The organism is Paenibacillus sp. 2RAB27 (genome assembly GCF_052115445.1).
In the GTDB taxonomy this organism is placed as follows: Bacteria; Bacillota; Bacilli; order Paenibacillales; family NBRC-103111; genus Paenibacillus_E.
In genome coordinates this window covers 42053-59288 of sequence record NZ_JBFRGR010000020.1, presented here as the reverse complement: position 1 = coordinate 59288, position 17236 = coordinate 42053, and the positions used below count along the sequence as shown (strand labels likewise).

The 17236-nt window shown below is 42.8% G+C and carries 14 protein-coding genes; 1 reads left to right on the top strand and 13 read right to left on the bottom strand.

Annotated elements, in window-relative coordinates; genetic code table 11:
* Nucleotides 1–38: 38 nt before the first annotated feature.
* The 7 genes from AB4114_RS23745 to AB4114_RS23715 all read right to left on the bottom strand — a co-directional run bounded on the left by AB4114_RS23745 (nucleotide 39) and on the right by AB4114_RS23715 (nucleotide 8854).
* Complete coding sequence (locus tag AB4114_RS23745; protein WP_441990658.1) at nucleotides 39–974, bottom strand: fumarylacetoacetate hydrolase family protein; 936 nt, start codon at nucleotides 972–974, stop codon at nucleotides 39–41.
* A gap of 44 nt (nucleotides 975–1018) precedes the next feature.
* Entirely contained in the window at nucleotides 1019–2212 is a 1194-nt protein-coding gene (locus AB4114_RS23740; protein WP_441990657.1) for an acyl-CoA dehydrogenase family protein, read from the bottom strand.
* Between the two features lie 29 nt (nucleotides 2213–2241).
* Nucleotides 2242–3738: an FAD-dependent tricarballylate dehydrogenase TcuA gene (tcuA, locus tag AB4114_RS23735; protein ID WP_441990735.1), complete on the bottom strand. Its 1497-nt coding sequence runs from the start codon at nucleotides 3736–3738 to the stop codon at nucleotides 2242–2244.
* A gap of 26 nt (nucleotides 3739–3764) precedes the next feature.
* The gene (locus tag AB4114_RS23730; protein WP_441990656.1) at nucleotides 3765–4718 is read right to left on the bottom strand and encodes a VOC family protein; all 954 of its coding nucleotides are present in this window, start codon (nucleotides 4716–4718) and stop codon (nucleotides 3765–3767) included.
* Between the two features lie 25 nt (nucleotides 4719–4743).
* Nucleotides 4744–5583: an alpha/beta fold hydrolase gene (locus AB4114_RS23725; protein ID WP_441990655.1), complete on the bottom strand. Its 840-nt coding sequence runs from the start codon at nucleotides 5581–5583 to the stop codon at nucleotides 4744–4746.
* Nucleotides 5584–5705: 122 nt separating this feature from the next.
* Complete coding sequence (locus AB4114_RS23720) at nucleotides 5706–7511, bottom strand: V4R domain-containing protein (RefSeq protein ID WP_441990734.1); 1806 nt, start codon at nucleotides 7509–7511, stop codon at nucleotides 5706–5708.
* A 155-nt stretch (nucleotides 7512–7666) separates the two neighbouring features.
* Nucleotides 7667–8854 carry an MFS transporter gene (locus AB4114_RS23715; RefSeq protein WP_441990654.1) on the bottom strand — a complete coding sequence of 396 codons (1188 nt, stop codon included), beginning with the start codon at nucleotides 8852–8854 and terminating at the stop codon, nucleotides 7667–7669.
* A 536-nt stretch (nucleotides 8855–9390) separates the two neighbouring features.
* Between AB4114_RS23715 and AB4114_RS23710 the strand changes: the two genes are divergently transcribed.
* A complete protein-coding gene (locus AB4114_RS23710) occupies nucleotides 9391–10002 on the top strand; it encodes a TetR/AcrR family transcriptional regulator (RefSeq protein ID WP_441990733.1) in 612 nt (203 codons plus the stop codon).
* Nucleotides 10003–10211: 209 nt separating this feature from the next.
* Here the strand turns inward: AB4114_RS23710 and AB4114_RS23705 are convergent, their stop codons facing one another.
* From AB4114_RS23705 to AB4114_RS23680, 6 genes are all read right to left on the bottom strand, one after another.
* Nucleotides 10212–11114 (bottom strand): ABC transporter ATP-binding protein, encoded by a 903-nt coding sequence (locus AB4114_RS23705; RefSeq protein WP_441990653.1) that lies wholly within the window; start codon nucleotides 11112–11114, stop codon nucleotides 10212–10214.
* A gap of 60 nt (nucleotides 11115–11174) precedes the next feature.
* Nucleotides 11175–12194, bottom strand: coding sequence for an ABC transporter ATP-binding protein (locus AB4114_RS23700; RefSeq protein ID WP_441990652.1), 1020 nt, complete (start codon nucleotides 12192–12194; stop codon nucleotides 11175–11177).
* A 59-nt stretch (nucleotides 12195–12253) separates the two neighbouring features.
* Nucleotides 12254–13165 (bottom strand): ABC transporter permease, encoded by a 912-nt coding sequence (locus tag AB4114_RS23695; RefSeq protein WP_441990651.1) that lies wholly within the window; start codon nucleotides 13163–13165, stop codon nucleotides 12254–12256.
* A gap of 14 nt (nucleotides 13166–13179) precedes the next feature.
* The gene (locus AB4114_RS23690) at nucleotides 13180–14130 is read right to left on the bottom strand and encodes an ABC transporter permease (RefSeq protein WP_441990650.1); all 951 of its coding nucleotides are present in this window, start codon (nucleotides 14128–14130) and stop codon (nucleotides 13180–13182) included.
* Between the two features lie 102 nt (nucleotides 14131–14232).
* Nucleotides 14233–15789 carry an ABC transporter substrate-binding protein gene (locus tag AB4114_RS23685; RefSeq protein ID WP_441990649.1) on the bottom strand — a complete coding sequence of 519 codons (1557 nt, stop codon included), beginning with the start codon at nucleotides 15787–15789 and terminating at the stop codon, nucleotides 14233–14235.
* Nucleotides 15790–15981: 192 nt separating this feature from the next.
* Entirely contained in the window at nucleotides 15982–17214 is a 1233-nt protein-coding gene (locus AB4114_RS23680) for an amidohydrolase (protein ID WP_441990732.1), read from the bottom strand.
* Nucleotides 17215–17236: the final 22 nt, after the last annotated feature.

Below are 17236 nucleotides of genomic sequence, written 5' to 3'. Positions count from 1 at the left end.
TGCTTTCCCCTCCGGCTGCATCCATTCTTGGTTTGCACTTATGCTCTGTCTGCCTCAACAATCCGAGTCTCGATAGCGCCGATGCCGCTGATTTCAACCTTTACGACATCGCCGTCTTTAAGGTATAAACCTTTGGAATCACCCACACCTCCCGGCGTCCCCGTGCAGACGATATCCCCCGGCTCCAGCGTCATGATGTTCGATAGAAATTCAACAAGATAGTTTACGTTAAACACAAGCTGATTCGTGTTCGATTTTTGTCTCAGCTCGCCGTTTACGGATAAAGAAATGTTCAACACATGCGGGTCCGGAATTTCATCCTTCAGCACTAGACAAGGACCTATAGGAAGACTCTTATCAAGTGTTTTCCCTTGCAGCCACTGAATCGTCCGATTTTGTAAGTCTCTCGCTGTAATATCATTGACAACCGTATATCCCGCCACGTAGTCCAACGCATCAGCCTGAGAAATATGTTTGCATTTCTTACCAATAACGAAGGCAAACTCCGCTTCGTAATCAAGCTTTTGCGTCAGCTTGGAGGATAACGGGAACTCATCATATGGTGCGGCAATTGCCGTGCTGAATTTATTGAAAATAACGGGAAATTCGGGATATCCCAAGTTCATTTCTTGGATATGATCCTTATAATTTAACCCGACACAGATGATCTTGTTCGGACGAAGTACCGGCGCTCCAAGCGTGATATCGCTCATTCGAACCTTTGCTGCCGATCCGCTGCCGGTTAAAGCATATTGAAGCGCTTCTTTTGCGGCATGAAGCGTAAGATCACCGCCTTCAAGAAAGGCCGTAGTGTCTGTCGGAAGCAGTGCGCCGGCAATCACCTCTGCTCTTAACTGGCCTTGCGCTTTCAACTTCTCGATATACGCTTGCTGCGGATCTACAATGGTTTGATCGTCTGCCAAAATACCAATTCGATAAGGTTGATTATTCAAGGAATAAGTGACAAGTTTCAATGTAAACTCTCCTATCGCGTATGAGATTTGTGCTTCGGCAGTATCTAATACCTTAGAGCATTAGATTCCAGTCCGCTCAGAACCCGACCGTAATTCTCTTTGGTAATGTTAGGTGAGAGCGATCTGTGTGAATACAATGTCCAAAAATCACGGAATATTCGTTGAAGAGGGTTTCCTTCATACACAAAACCTGATCCGCTGGCAAGCATCAGAAGATCAAGAGCTTCTTTGCACATCTGATTGGCATATCCGATATCGGCCAACGCCCTTACTCTTGTAGGTTTATCCATGTATGTTCCACGCTGCGCCCAATCATCAAGATCATCGGCAACCCGGTAATAGTGCATGGAAGCTGAATCAATTTTCAATGAAGCTTCAGCTATCATTAGGTGCGTACTAGCCGCATCGCGTACATATTCTACACCGATATGAGCAGCTTTTCGGCCTGGCAGTTTATCCTGAAAAAATTCCAATGCGGCCTTTACCAATCCTAAGCCCGGCAACCCCAAAGACAGAATTAAAGAAGGGAAAAGCGCCGTATTGTATAAGGGCACGTCACGAAGGTGTTGGGATGCAAAATTTCCATTTAATGCTTGGGAAAACGAGACGACCCGATGATCCGGAATAAAAACGTTATTCATTTTAACACTGTTGCTCCCTGTCCCTCTTAACCCCATCGTATGCCAATCATCCATGATCTCCATCTGATTAAATGGCACCGTCATCAAGCATTGATCGATTAACTTCCCCTTTTCATCCATAACAGGCATACCAAAGTAACCCCAACTAGCATGAAGAGAGCCCGAGCAAAACATCCAGAACCCCTCCTCAATCATGTATCCCCCTTCTACACGTTTGGCGATGCACTTCCTTGGCTCATAAACCCCTGCAAAAACGACATCTTCGTTTTCCCCGAAAATTTCTTGATGGGTTTTTTCAGAAAATGACTCCGCTACCATAAGCTCTCGAATCGCACAAAGTGCTACGATCCACCCCGTTGAACCGCACCCTTGGGAAATCTCGACAATACAATCCGTATAGGTTCTCATGTTGCTTTGAAATCCTCCGTACATGTGAGGACGAAGAATCTTGAATAGACCTGCTTCCTTTAACTCTTCGATTGTCGCTTCCGGTATTCGCCGAATATTATCCGTTTCCGCTCCCCGCTCACGCAATCTTGGAATGAAAGAGCGGGCTTTATCAACAAGCATCGTGTCTATCTCTGCAACTCTAGCCATTAGTATCATCTCTCCCTGAGTAGGATATTTTATAATTCGAATGATTTCATGCCAGAACTAGCAATAAAGCTAGCAGCATTTTCACCTGCTATTTTTCCAAAAACAGAACCAGCCATTAAACCGGTACCACCTGGATAGTTAAAGTAGAATAATCCCCCTACCATTTCACCCGCTGCATAAAGTCCTGGAATGGATTTCGATAAAACATCTTGAACTTCCGTATTAGCGTTAACTCGCAAGCCGCCGAATGTAAAGGTAATGCTGCATGTGACTGCATAGGCTTCAAATGGACCTTCATCCAACGTATTCGCCCAATTTGATTTATCCACACTGAGCCCCTCGGTACAACGGCCGTCTTTCATGTTGGGATTAAATGGGATGTCTTGACGGATAGCCGCATTGTATTCCTTCACCATGTTTAGAAAGGCTGCGGAATCAACACCCTCAAGCTTTTTGGCTAATTCCTCAAGGCTATTCGCTTGTACTTTCGTAGCCTGCTTAAGGCGATATTCATCACGTAATAAATGCGTTACCTTTCGATCGAAAATTTGCCATGCGAATTGTCCTGGTTGTTCAAGGATCACCCTGCCATATTTTGCGTACGTGTAATTACGGAAATCTGCCCCTTCATCAACGAAACGCTTCCCTTCCGCGTTGACCATAATCCCGAAGGGATAGCTGAGCTTCTGGGAGCCTTCGCCATATTCAGGCGCATAGCGATCCCCACCCACTGCGTGAACGCCTGACCAGTTTCCGTAAGACATCGCGCCAATCCTTAAAGCCATTTGAATACCGTCTCCCGTGTTAAAGCGGCTCCCTCTTGCTTTGGCCAAGTCCCACTTGGGACCTAAGTAGCGTGTTCTCATTTCTGCGTTTGCATGAAAGCCACCGGAAGCCAAGATAACTGCTTTGGCATGAATTTCGGTCGTTTTCCCTTTATGCTTGAAAATGACGCCACGTACACCCTCATCATCATGAATGAGCTCTGTTGCCATCGCATCGAATAAAACTTGAACACCTAAACGCGAGGCTTCTTCATGCAGCGCCMCCACTAAACCCGGTCCGCCGCCTACGGATTCAACGATCATTCCGCCCCAGAATTTGAATTTCCCGTCAACCTTAAAGGCTTGACGACCATAAATAGGCACAAACCTTACCTTATGGGATTTCATCCAAAGCATCGTTTCAAAGCTTTGACTTGTCAGAAGCGAAGCTAATTCCGGATCCGTCCGATATTCCGTGACATTGCACATGTCCTCAAAAAAGGCTTCCTCACTATACTCGCCAAAGTCTGTATTCTCGATTTCTTCCGGAGTAAGATCAGGGATAATTTGTTTCAGATCTTCTACACCGTTATAGACAAACCGAATGGATCCATGGGTAAATGTGCTGTTTCCGCCTTTTTCAGCTTCAGGCGCTTTCTCAAGCACAATGACATTGGCTCCGTTTTCCCTAGCAGAAATAGCGGCACACATGGCAGCATTTCCTGCTCCTATGACAACTACATCCGTTTCATATTTCCGCATCTCATTCACAATATCCCCTTCTCTGCTTAAGCTTCGATTGTGGATTTATTCAATTCCTTATCGCTCACAGTTTCACCCCAATAGGTGTTGCCGATCGCGTGATCCTCTTCCGCCCACTCCACAGGCTCCCAATCCGGTTCAAAAATCAAATAAGATCCACTGAATAATTCAACTCTGCATCCGCTGCCTGGGTCTTTCACGTATAGATAGATCGCTTGCGATACGCCGTGCTTGCCAGGTCCAACGAACTTTATGCCTTCTTCGCTCAAAATATCTGCCGCCCGCAGCATATCCTGCGCATTGTCCAGCCAATAAGAAATGTGGTGAAGCTGGTTAGGTGTTTTGGCCTGCGGCCTGGAAATAACGGCGATATCGTGTACTAAAGACGTCACACTCATCCACCCGGCCACGATCGATTTTCTATCGTATTTCACATATTCACGTAGCTTAAAGCCTAATTGCTGACCCAAATAATCGATAATATCGCCAACATCCATCGAGGTGGCAATATTGACATGGTCAAACCTTCTTGGGGATATGCCGCGACTCCAAGCCTTATAGGTTTGGTTTTTCAGTACGGAACGTCTGCCTTCTTCTGCTTTTGGTTTTTCAATATCGTAGTAAATTTCAAATGAATGCTGACTTGGGAGCTTAAAACGAATCGCACGTCCTTGACCTGCCTCTACACCTGCATCAATCCACTTGACTTCTGTTCCCGCTTTTTCAAGCAACTCCGCAAACCCTTCAACATCTTCAGGACGCTTCGTTCTCCAAGCGATGTGGTCAACGTAACCCCGATCGCCGGCTGTTAATGAAAGGGAGTGATGCTCCCACTCTCCCCATGCCCGCAAATAAATCGTCCCATTTTTTTCTTCGGTTACTTCCAAACCGATGACATCGCGGAAAAACCAGAGTGATTTATCAAGGTCAGGTGTAACGAGTGCAACGTGTCCTAATTTTGCTATTTCAGGTAATTTCATCTATTTATACTCCTTGAATCGTATTTTATATTTCGCTGACAAAAAAAAGCTGAATTAAATGATTGAAGCTATCACGATTCTCGATTTGCGTCCAATGTCCGCATTTCGCATATACATGCATTTGTGCGTTTGGTAGATGTGAAAGAAAATAATAGCTGGATTCCACCGAGCAAACCTTGTCATCACGACCATGTACGAGTAAAACAGGCTGTTTTATTCGAGCAAGTGCCGTTTCAGGCACAGGCACAGCAGCAGTCGAGAAAATAGAATCATTGGAAAGACGTATTTCAGGTCGCATCGCCGTTTCGTATCTTTTTTCAGCGAGGATGTCGATCTCCGGCGCCAGCAGTTCCGCATCATACACAAACCAACTCATAATTTGCCGCAGTTTCTTGGGTGATGGATTTTCATAAAATCCCTTTGCGCGAGCTAGCTCCGGACTTAGCTTTGTATTCGGCGTCCCGCCAGGACCCATCAGGACTACACGATCAAAGCGTTCGGGATATTCTAATAATAATTCCAGAGCAATTGAGCAGCCTAACGAGTTCCCTACTAAGTGCGCCTTCTGAATACCCAGCTCATCCAGAAGCTCAATCAATTGATTCACCCAGTGAGTCATCCAGCCTTGTCTGTTTTTGGGGAGTATATCTGGGTGACCACTTTCTCCAAAGCCCAAAAGATCGGGAGCAATACAGTCATACGTTTCGCTGCAAGCATCTAACGCATACCGCCAGTTGGCCCAAGCGAAAACCCCTGGTCCGGATCCATGTAGAAACAAAATCGTTTCTGCATTACCCTCGCCTGCACGATTCACATACGTTTCAAAGTTACTGGTTTTTATTAATGCTTGACTCAGGTTCTTCATTGATAAACGCCCMTCTCTTGAAAGCCCTTTCTTATCTCTATTTTAGAAAATCCACTTTGCTCTTTCTAGAGAAAAAACCATCTGAATTCTTGTGAATTTCAGATGGTTTTTATTGTTTTTTGCTATATTTTAAACTCACCCAAAGCTAACAAAGAATCCAAAATCAATAAAAGCTGATAGCTCTGCGATGAATCCCGCAGCTCCTTATTCAGTAATTTTTCGATTTTGTTAATCCGATACATGAGACCACTCATCGACAGTGAAAGATCCTCCATCGTTTTTTGCAGTTTCCCGCCATTTGATAAAAATATGTACAATGTTTTTATCAATTCATTCATCTTGGCATCCTCTGATTTATATAAAGGCCCTAATTCCTGTTTCGCGATTTTTTGAATTCCACTCACATTTTTTGAATTAATTAACACGCCTACGATTCCCAAATCTTTAAAATGAATAATTTTCTTCTCAACCGACATTCGCAATGAAATAAAAGACTCCTCCAAGGATTCCATCACATTTTCGATAGCATTCGATTGATCGCTAATGCCAATTTTATACCGATAACTTGGATTCGCATTTTCCATGTGTTTCAGAATCCGATCCATATTAGGAACTAAATGGATCGTTGAAGGAATGAACATAACTATACGGCTCTCATACTGTCCGATTAGTGCTTTATAGCCTTGAATATCCAAATACTTCACAATGGTCTCTGAAACTTGCTCAAAGTGATCATTATTGTGGGGAGCTGTCCCCTTTTCACAATAATCTATAGCTGCAATATAAAAGGGAGATTCAAAATCAAAGCCCATATATCGTCMACGATTTATAATTTCTTCCTTTGAAGAATATTGCTTTTTTAGAATTTGTTCTAAAAAATATCCCTTCATCTTTTCCAGTGCTTCAAAACTGGTTTTTTCATTTAAAAGGTACAAAGATGCTGCACTGGCTACCCTTTCAATAAACATGGAATCATTCTCAGCAATTTTCACAATACCTTCCAAATAATGGAATGTACAATATCCGATTATTTTTTTCTGTACAATGATGGGAGTAATAAGTCGTTCATGCCGAGACGTTTGTAATTCCGTCGTTTCATGAAATGAAGGCAACAGATTATTATGACTATATTTTTGAATTAAAATTTCTTTCAAGTTCTTATTTAAAGTGACATATTCCTCTTTATTTAGTCCTGAATAAGCAATTTTCTGAAAACTCAGGTCCTCAAAGGATACGGGAATTCGCAATAATTCAAATGTGGCATCGGCAATATCCTGCAAATTACTTCCATTTGAAACACTTTCAATTAACTTTTTATGAAACATCGAGACCTTTTCAATATAATTCCGCTGTTCTAGCAACTGCTCATATGTATACTCAAGTTCTTCAATAATATTCATTTCATGATAGTCGTTCAGCTCAGCTTGAATATTATTTCCCCATTCTACCTTCACTTCAAATTGGCACTCGCTGTCACCCATTCCAATGCAGCTGGTTTCTTTGACAACTACATTTTGTTTGCAAATGGTTGACATGTAACCGCTCGCGTAGCCAGTTAACGTATGACATACCGGAGAATCGGATTTGCCATGATATTGAAGATGCTCTATGGCTTCAAATGAATCAATCCATTTCCCTCTTCCATTCAGCGATTTAATATTTTTCGGATCTTTCATTTCAATAAACCGCTCGGATTGAATGTCTCTGAAATGTCCCGTACTTAAATGGAGAATAGAAGCCTGCTTGATGAGAAATTCTATGGACGAACTTATTTTCATAGCCTCTTCCGCATCGCTAACACCTAAGCTCCATCCATAGCGAAGAAGAAAGCCTTTCGCTCTCTTGTTTCCGAGATTCTCAATTAATGCTTTGCGAAGAAGTCCAACAGCACCAGGGGTTGTTGAAATTTTCTTATTGAATAGATACATTTCCATTTGTTTCATCTTCCTCCTATGCTGCTGCTTATTCGCTTCTCATTGTTAGCTGTAACCTTCTCTTATCCAACATACACCTCTTCTGTTTCGTCGTGGTTTTGAAAAACACACAACAGAAGAGGTGTCCATTCAGATCCGTGTAACGCGTCTTACTGTCCTACTGAAACCGCAATATCCTTTTTAGTTCTCATAACAATAAGCGCCCAAATTACACACAACAGAAGAAGTCCTACTGCACTTATGGCCAATGGAAACCTGCCGATTTCTTGGTTGAATATGTTTTGTATAAGTTGATAAGCAAAAGGTCCTAGGATTCCCCCTAATCCTTGACCGACAACGACTAACCCCATGCCAGCCGAAACTGCGCCAGCAGGAGCAGTCTCCGATATTTTAGCGAATACCCCTGTAAGACCTAGCCCCATTCCAAATCCACCGATAATGCTTCCAACAAAAATTGTGCTCAAGCTTACACCTAAGTAACAAATCAACATTCCTACTCCTGTCACTAAAATAGCAACAGGCATGTTGTACATTGGGAGTGCACGTTTTATTTTTCCAAATAAAAATCCTGAGATCATCGTTCCAAAAGTAAATACAGATATTGCCAATCCAGCTTCGGTAGCACTGCCTAACTGATCGTTCTCTATGACAACAGATATGTTGGTCACATATCCATAAATCAACGCAGAAAATATGACTTGTGCCAAACAAATCCAATATACGACAGCCGGTAGTTTAGCCGGAGCAGCTGATGCAGAAGGCACTTGTTTCTTTTCAGGTTCAGGCAGCCAAAGGGCTGTTACAATGAGTATCCAAATGGGGAACATGTACGTCAGGAAACCGTAGTGCCAACCATAAGCATCGGCCAAGATTCCGCCAACTAGTTGAAAGAATATGGCTCCAATACATGAAATCGTTGCATTTCCTAATCCCATCAAGAAATCTCTTTCTTTTCCTTCGAAGAAGTCCATAACAAGATCCATTGACAGCGGTAAGGTTAGGCCGACTCCGAGTCCTAGAATACCTCTCATCATAATAATTAACGGGAGACTGTCCATAAAAGTAGGAAGTACTCCGCCGGCTATGAATAAGATCAATCCGATCATCAAAAGCGTTTTCTTTTTTATGAATTTGCACAGTTTTCCATAAAAGAGTGCTGTAAAAATGGACAAAAAACCTGGAAATGTAGCTACTAACATCACTATTGTGGGATTGAATTGAGGAAACGCATTAATAATATCTGCCATTATGGCACCTGCTACTCCTGCAGCTACATCTTGGAATGCAATAATGACAACACAAAACTTGAGCATTGTATTACTGATTTGACGAGTCATGATTATTTGTCCTCCTTATGATTAGGAAAAATCCATCTCTTGTCTTCCTTTTACAGCCATGCTCCTAAGAATTCGTGGTGAGATTCCATAAACAGGTATTTCGTGCCGTCTTCTCTAATAGAATACCTCCCTTTAGCTTTGAGTTTGCATCTTGCTCTTAGTGTACGAATTCCTTAACTAAAATTTTAGATAACCATAAAATAACCAATAAAATATAATGCAAACGCTTTCATTGCCTAACTATTATTTTAGTTTACTCCATTTTTGTTGTCAATACATTTTTATTCGTAGCTCCCACTGAAAAAATGCGCAAAAAAACCGCTAAGAGAATACCTCTTCACGGTTTGAAGACACAGGAAGGCCTGTAAGTATTTTATTGATAAAAATGTGAATATATAGATAATAGACTTCTTGTGTTTGCATGATAGATTTGGAAAAATAACAATCAGTTTTGTAGCTTTTTATATCACCTCATGCAATAATAAAATCATAAAAAGGATGATCTTTTAAAGGAAAGAAAGGAAATAAAAATGGATATGCCAAGTGATCATATGACTACAAGAAAGCTGCGCTCCCTTCAAACCAGAGAGAAATTGTTGGCTGCTGGCCGTGATATATTTATCGAATATGGGTTTCAAAAAACTACCATTTCCCAAATCATCAAAAAGGCAAATACAGGATACGGAACAGCTTATGTACATTTTAAAGGGAAAGATGAAATTTTGGTCCAACTAATGGAAGAAGTGATGGGCCGATTTTATGAGATAGCTGAACTGCCTTTTAGGCCAGAATCAAAACAAGAGGCTTATCAAATGATTGAACAGCAAGCTGGTCTGTTTCTGGAAATGGCAAATGAGGAACGGCCCATGATGCAGGTAATCGAAGAAGCCATTCGGTTATCAGAGGATGTTAACCGGAAATGGAAAGAAATCCGGGAACGCTTTATTAAGCAAATAGCACAGGATATAGCTTACTCTCAAAAAAATGGTCTGGCACGGACAGATGTAGATAATTATCTTGTAGCTAGAGGATGGTTTTTTGCCAACGAGATGTATCTTTGGGAAATCGTAAAGAATGAGTTTGGTTTTACAGTCCATCAAATTGCCCATAATCTTACAGCTATATATACGGGTGGGCTTTATCAGTAAAATCTCCATCCACGGGTTAAATGAACAATTAAACTCGAGGGGATGACCAGCCTGTCCCCTCAAGTTGCATCAGTTATGAGCTTCCGCCGTTAATCGCTTCATATCCAATATTTGACGGCTGCGGTACAAAACGGTTTCAGCTGAAATCATTTACAGCTTGATATCCGCACGCCTCGGGGATTTCCTGCGATTCTCCACTATCATATATATTAATATAAATGGCAAGAAACAAAATGATTTCGGGACATTTCTTTCTCTAAGGGAATTTCCTTCCTACAGATATCCAGTACAAACGGACATCTGGTATGAAAAATACATCCTGAAGGAGGATTTAACGGTGAAGGAATTTCTCCTTTTAGAATAATTCGTTCCTTTTTCACGTTTGGATTGGGAATGGGGACCGCCGATAACAATGCTTGGGTATACGGATGAAGCGGTGAGGAAAATAAACTGTCGGTCTGTGCTTGTTCCACCATTTGCCCCAAGTACATGACACCAATTCGGTCTGAAATATGGCGTACAACGCTTAGGTCATGGGCAACAAACAGATAGGTAAGCTTCAATTCGTCTTGCAATTGCTGAAATAAATTAATAATTTGCGACTGGATGGATACGTCAAGAGCAGATACAGGTTCATCGCAGATCACCAACTTCGGGTTAACCACCAGTGCTCTTGCCAGACCTATTCGTTGTCTTTGTCCACCGGAAAATTCATGTGGATACCGATAATAATGATCGGGCTGAAGTCCCACTTTATGAAGGATCTCCATCACCCGGTCCGTTCGTTCTTTTCTCAAGCAAATTTGGTGGATAGTCAAAGGTTCCTCTAAGATCGAGCCAACTCTTTTTCTTGGATTTAAGGAAGAATAGGGATCCTGAAACACCATTTGCATCTCTTGCCTGATATTTCGCAGTTCCTTGCCAGATAAATGAAAGATATTTTTATTTTGATAGATCACTTCCCCGTTTGTGGGCTCCGTCAATCTTAATATCGTTCGTCCTAGGGTACTTTTTCCGCACCCGGATTCACCAACTAAGCCAAAGGTTTCCCCTTCATACAATTGAAAGGATACGTTATTTACTGCCTTGACTTCCCCTGTTGACTGACCCAATGCTCCTTTTACAGGAAAGTATTTTTTTAATCCTTGACCTCGAGCATCGGGTCGATTTGTTCAGTCAATTTTTTTAACATCGTACCGATCCTCCAGTTGGGCTATCTTTAAATAATGCCAACACCTGACTTGTTGATTGCTTTGATGTTGGGTTAATTCAGGCATTTCTTCTCTGCAGAGCACGTCTGCATAAGGGCACCGGGAAGCAAATCGGCATCCCTTAGGAACGTTGTACAAGGATGGCACCATCCCCTCAATAACATGCAGTTTTTGTGAGCGGTCGCCATCTAATTGTGGAACTGACTTCATTAACCCCTGGGTATACGGATGAAGCGGATGAGCGAAAAGACTTTTCACATCCGATTCCTCTACGATTTGTCCCAGATACATGACCGCCACACGACTGCAAATTTCTGCTACCACGCCTAAGTCATGGGTGATTAAAATGATCCCCATATCCAGTTTTTTGTTTAACTCCATCATTAAATCCAAGATCTGGGATTGGATGGTGACATCCAATGCAGTCGTAGGTTCGTCAGCAATTAATAATTTTGGCTGACAAGCGAGTGCCATCGCGATCATCACACGTTGCCTCATTCCGCCGGACAACTCGTGAGGATATTCGTTCACTCTCTTTTCAGGTGCGGGTATCCCGGTCAGTCTTAACATCTCAACAGCCTTATCGTACGCTTCCTTCTTTGATACCTTCTGGTGAAGCATGATGGATTCAGCAATTTGATAACCAATCGTGAACACCGGATTGAGCGAACTCAATGGATCTTGAAATATCATCGAGATGTCGTTGCCTCTGACGTTTTGCATCTCCGAGGTGGATATCCGCAATAGATTTTTTCCTTTGAAGTTGATTTCCCCTTCGTATTTAACCGTTTGTTTTTCTTCAAACAACCGTAGAATGGACTGGGACGTGACACTTTTCCCGCATCCGGATTCCCCAACCAGCCCTAAAATTTCACCTTCCTCAACATGTAAGGTAATCCCATCTACTGCGGTTACTTGTCCTTTTTCCGTATAAAAGTGAGTCCTGAGTTCTTTAACTTCCAAAAGATGCTGTTTTGCCATAAAGTTCCCCCTTGATACTTCTATAATATTTTTAAAGGGTTATCCTTGTACGTTCCCAATTATTTTTTTGCTTGATTCGTGTGAGGATCCAATAAGTCGCGTAACCCGTCCCCAAACAGATTTAATCCAAGTACAGACAATATAATCGTAATACCTGGAAACAGCGTCAACCACCAAGCATTAAAGATGACCATTTTCCCATCGGAGAGAATATTGCCCCAACTTGGTGCCGGTGCCGGAACCCCTGCTCCTAAAAAGCTGAGAGCCGCTTCAATGATAATGGCATCGGCAAAAATAAACGTGGCTTGCACGATTAACGGGGATAACGTATTTGGTGCAATATGTAGCCAGATGATTCGCCAAGAAGGCGCTCCCAATGCCTTCATCGCTTCAATATAAGTCTGTTCTCTCACTACTAAAGCGGCTGACCGCACAGCACGAGCGATATGTGGCGTAAAAACGATACTTAGCGCAAGCACGACATTTTCCGTCTTAGCCCCAAAAGCGGCCATCAGGGCTATAGCTAACAAGATGCCAGGAATCGCCATTAATCCGTCACAGATTCTCATCAACACACTGTCTAGCGATCGGTAATAACTTGCATACAATCCAATCATCATTCCCAACAGAGAGGCAAGAAAGGCAACGAAAAAGCCAACTCCCATTGATACCTGTGCTCCATAAGCAATTCTACCCAACAAATCCCGACCGAAATTATCCGTTCCCAGCAGATGTGCCAAACTGGGAGCCTGCAGACGATTGGTAACTTCCATCGCATACGGACCTTTTGGAGCAATGAGAGGGGCAAAAAAAACAAGAATAACTAAAAGTATCATAATGATACTCCCAATCAGTACTGATTTATTGGAGAAAAAGCGGCGGATCAACAAATTCCGCTGCTGTTTTTTCAGGTCTCTCTTAATTCTAAGCAGCTTTGTATTCCCATCGAGGCTTCGTTGAATTGCTCCCATAACCACTCCCCCTTCTATTTTCGGTTTAATCTTACTCTCGGATCGATAATTCCGTATAACAAGTCTATGGCCAAGTTAATAAACATGTAAGAAAAGGTAACGAATAACACCGTTCCTTGGATCACGGAATAATCGCGTCGCAAAACCGAATTGATAATCAGTTGACCGATTCCCGGGATATTAAAAATCGTTTCAATCACGGCAGCGCCTGCAATCAACCCCCCGAATGTTTGGCCAATGACGGTCAGTATCGGAAGAAAAGCATTTCGCAACGCATGTTTATAAACGACATGGCGTTCCTTTACACCTTTTGACCGGGCTGTTTTAATAAAAGCAGAATTTAGTACCTCTAACATCGAAGACCTGGTCATGCGGGCAATTAATGCTGACTTCATCGTTCCTAATGCAAACGCAGGCATGATCAGATATTGCAGATGTGTCCACAATCCCCTGCTTAACGGTTGGTAACCGGCCACCGGCAGCCATTTCAAATAAACGGAGAATAGTAACATTAAGAATAAACTAAGCAAAAAACTCGGAATGGAAATCCCCAATAACGAGAGTCCCATGAATATTTGATCCGCTGCTGAACCTCTCTTTCTTGCTGCCAGGATCCCCATAGGAATGCCAATCATGATAGCTAAAATCTCTGCCAGAACGGCAAGGGAAATGGTTGGCCCCAAGTGATCAAATATAGCTTTCGTTACCGGTTCTTTCAGAAAGAAAGATAACCMTAAATCCCCTTGAAAGACACCGCCGATCCATTTAAAATACTGTTGGTATAAAGGAAGATTAAAGCCGAGCGACTGACGTAGTTCATCAATTTGCTGCTTGCTCGCATCTTGCCCCAGCATAACGGAAACCGGATCGCCGGGTGTTAAATGGATGATTAAAAACACGATAATCGATACGATAAATAATACAGGGATGAGAGAGAGTAAGCGCTTTAGTATATAAAATTCCAAAAAAACAACCCCTCCTTTTCGATGAAGCATTTCTCGGTGTTAGTGAATTCTCCACCCATGCTCCTAAGAGCAACAGGTGGAGAAGATAAAGTACGGTATAGGTTATTTTAAAACTTTCGTATTCCAAAAAATCATTCCGTCAAAAGGTTTATACCCTTGTACCTTATCAGTAGTAGCATCAAAGAAAGCAAAGTTGGCCAACTTAACACCTGGCAGGTAATCCCAGATATATCCATGCAATTCATCCCATAACTTTTTCATTTCTGCTGGGGAAGCGGCTGCATTGATGGCTTGAAGCGAAGAGGCGATTTTGGGATCATCTGTCCATCCGTAATTTTGGGGTTGAAGAATTCCCAGTTCACCAGGAGTCGCTCTGAAAAGATCACTTACAACCAGCATGTCCCATTTCGTTGGATCTTCCCGTTTTGTTGAGTATGAAGCAAAATCACTAACATCAAGTTTCACCTTCATTCCAACCTGTTCAAGCTGCTCCTTAATTACTACTGCTGCATTGTATACATACGGGTAATCTTGAGTTGTCGCGAGTCTGATCTCTTGACCATTATACCCGGCTTCTTGCAAAAAGCGTTTTGCTTTTTCCGGATCCTTCTGGTTATACTCTTGCTTTCCTGCCTCCGTAACCCAGAAATCATGAGGCATATACTGATAATTGAGCTTGTAGAGTTCTTTATTTGAGAAAGCAGCCATTAATATTTTATCCGCATCCAGCGCAGCATTAACTGCCTTTCTCTCTTTAACATCAGTGAATACACCCTGTTTTTTATTAAAATATATAGAAAGGGCTACATTGGTTTCAGTAATCACTTTCACATTAGAGGTTCCCTTTAACCGTTCATAACTGTCATGCGGCAGGGCCGCAGCGATGTCGTATTGTCCAGTTTGAAGCCCCGTCTCACGTGTAGAAGCATTCGTCACAATGTCAAAATATAAATCGGCAACCAAAGCTTCTTTTTTACCAGCCAACCCGTCAGCAGGAGCATTCACGGCCTTATACTCATTGTATTTAGTCAGATGAATATATTGATCCTTTTTCCACTCTACAAATTTAAAAGGTCCAGTACCGATAATCTCCGACACACCTGTCTCTTTTGCCGCTTCAATGACTTCTTTAGGCATAACCGCCGCAAATTGTGTCTGAGTTGCCAGTATCGTCAGGGCCGCTGCTGAGGGGGCTTTCAGTTGTAATAGAACGGTATCGTTACCTTTAGCTGCGAACGAAATTTCGCCTAAAGTTTTTGCTGTTCCGGATTTCTGTTTCCAGCGGTCCATGGAAGCCACTACATCTTCCGCTGTCATCTCTTTGCCGTTATGAAATTTTATTCCTTTTCTCAAATGAAATGTATACGTTTTTCCATCTTCACTCTTTTCGAAGGATTCAGCCAACATCGGTTCCGGTTGATATTTGGAATTTAAAGTCATAAGGGATTCAAAAATATGTCTGCCTGCATATTTCGTTGCTGCTGCTGTGGTCATGAGCGGATCCATCGTAGGCGGTTGCGCATTGAATGCTACTCTTAACTCGCCGCCGCTTTTGGAGTCACCAGCTTGTGGGTTGCTTTCTTTGGCATTGCTACAGCCTGCTATGGCTAACACTAACGCGATAATCGTGATTAGTTTCCCGATCTTATTAACCTTCATTTAATGAAACCTCCTCAATTTGCATAAACTTGCCAATTGACAGACATACATTAATAGGGTGTTCCGCTGCGCTGATGTCTCTGACTATTAAAAAGAAGCGTCTGCCTACTTTTTCAAAAAATGAGATCGCTTTTATCTGAACGTAGTAATGACCACACCATGTGCCAATATCAAGTCAATCTTACACTCTCCCTATGAGTCTAGTGAGCCTGAAACCAGTTGTCCTTTATACATCACTGCGCGACGTTTTGCTCTTCGCGCCACCGTCTCCGCAGTACAGCTTGCTTCTACAAACACCACGTTAGCCTCATCCCCAACCTGCGGCCATACTCTCGTGCCCGTTGAATCTAATGTCGTCTTTCCATCAGTGATATACCGGATGGACTGGGAAAGAGGATACTCACTATTCCAGCGATTGACTTGCGCCAAACGGCACAAACGCTCCAAAATATCCCCGTTCCCGAAAGGACTCCAGCTATCAAAAACGTTGTCATGCCCTACCGCTACGGTCACTCCTTTTTCCTCTAGAAGKGGGACGGGAGGAAGAGTCCACGGGCCTATATGGACAGCTGTGATGATGGTGATCCCAGCAGCGGCAAGCATCGCAGCTGCTTCCTCCGCTTCCCTCTGTGTAACACCGCCAAGTCCAAACGCGTGACTGATTGCCACTTTTCCCTGCCAACCTGCTTCCACTGTAAGGGCCGCCAGTCGCTTCATCGTAAATAATCCAAGATGACCGGGATCATGCAAATGCAGATCAATTCCTGCACCAGCCTCGACTGCCAACTCCATCATTTGCTGAAGGGAAGCTTCGATATCTCCATCAATATTTGCTGGATCTACACCACCCACTATGCTTGCACCATTTCGCAGTGCTTCCCGCATTAATGATTGTGATCCTGAGCGAAGCAAACCATGCTGCGGAAAAGCAACAATCTCATAGCTAAGCTTTTCTTCAAAGGAAGATAAGGCTGACTTTACTCCTTCCAAGTGTTTCAATCCAATCTCAGGATAGATATCAACATGAGTGCGAATATGAGTGGATCCAGCCTTAAGTATGGTCTCAATGAGATTCTTTGCCCTTTCCTCTGTCGTAGTCGGCAAGGTAGGAAAGAGTTTTTTATCAAGCTCGAATCTCTCAAACAAATTTTTGACCGGTACAGGAGCACGCCAAGGTTCGCCTAACAGGGTTTTATCCAAATGGCAATGCTTTTCGACAAAAGAAGGCAACAGAAGCAGTTTCCCAGCATCTTTCGTTGATATTCCGCCACTCTGCAGTTCTTCTTTTGCCGAAGCAATCTTACTGATTTTCCCATGTTCAATAAGCAAGTGAACCAATTCGGTTTCTGTTCCCACTACCTCGCCATTCTCATATGTATAACCACTCTCCAATCGAACATTCTTAAGCCAATATACAGCCTCCAAATTCCCCATCCCCATTCTTCCT

Bases quoted from the DNA above. Each gene is read 5' to 3' on its own strand.
- AB4114_RS23740 (WP_441990657.1), bottom strand. From the start codon at position 2,212: ATGGCTAGAGTTGCAGAGATAGACACGATGCTTGTTGATAAAGCCCGC.
- AB4114_RS23730 (WP_441990656.1), bottom strand. From the start codon at position 4,718: ATGAAATTACCTGAAATAGCAAAATTAGGACACGTTGCACTCGTTACA.
- AB4114_RS23725 (WP_441990655.1), bottom strand. From the start codon at position 5,583: ATGAAGAACCTGAGTCAAGCATTAATAAAAACCAGTAACTTTGAAACG.
- AB4114_RS23715 (WP_441990654.1), bottom strand. From the start codon at position 8,854: ATGACTCGTCAAATCAGTAATACAATGCTCAAGTTTTGTGTTGTCATT.
- AB4114_RS23710 (WP_441990733.1), top strand. From the start codon at position 9,391: ATGCCAAGTGATCATATGACTACAAGAAAGCTGCGCTCCCTTCAAACC.
- AB4114_RS23700 (WP_441990652.1), bottom strand. From the start codon at position 12,194: ATGGCAAAACAGCATCTTTTGGAAGTTAAAGAACTCAGGACTCACTTT.
- AB4114_RS23695 (WP_441990651.1), bottom strand. From the start codon at position 13,165: ATGGGAGCAATTCAACGAAGCCTCGATGGGAATACAAAGCTGCTTAGA.
- AB4114_RS23685 (WP_441990649.1), bottom strand. From the start codon at position 15,789: ATGAAGGTTAATAAGATCGGGAAACTAATCACGATTATCGCGTTAGTG.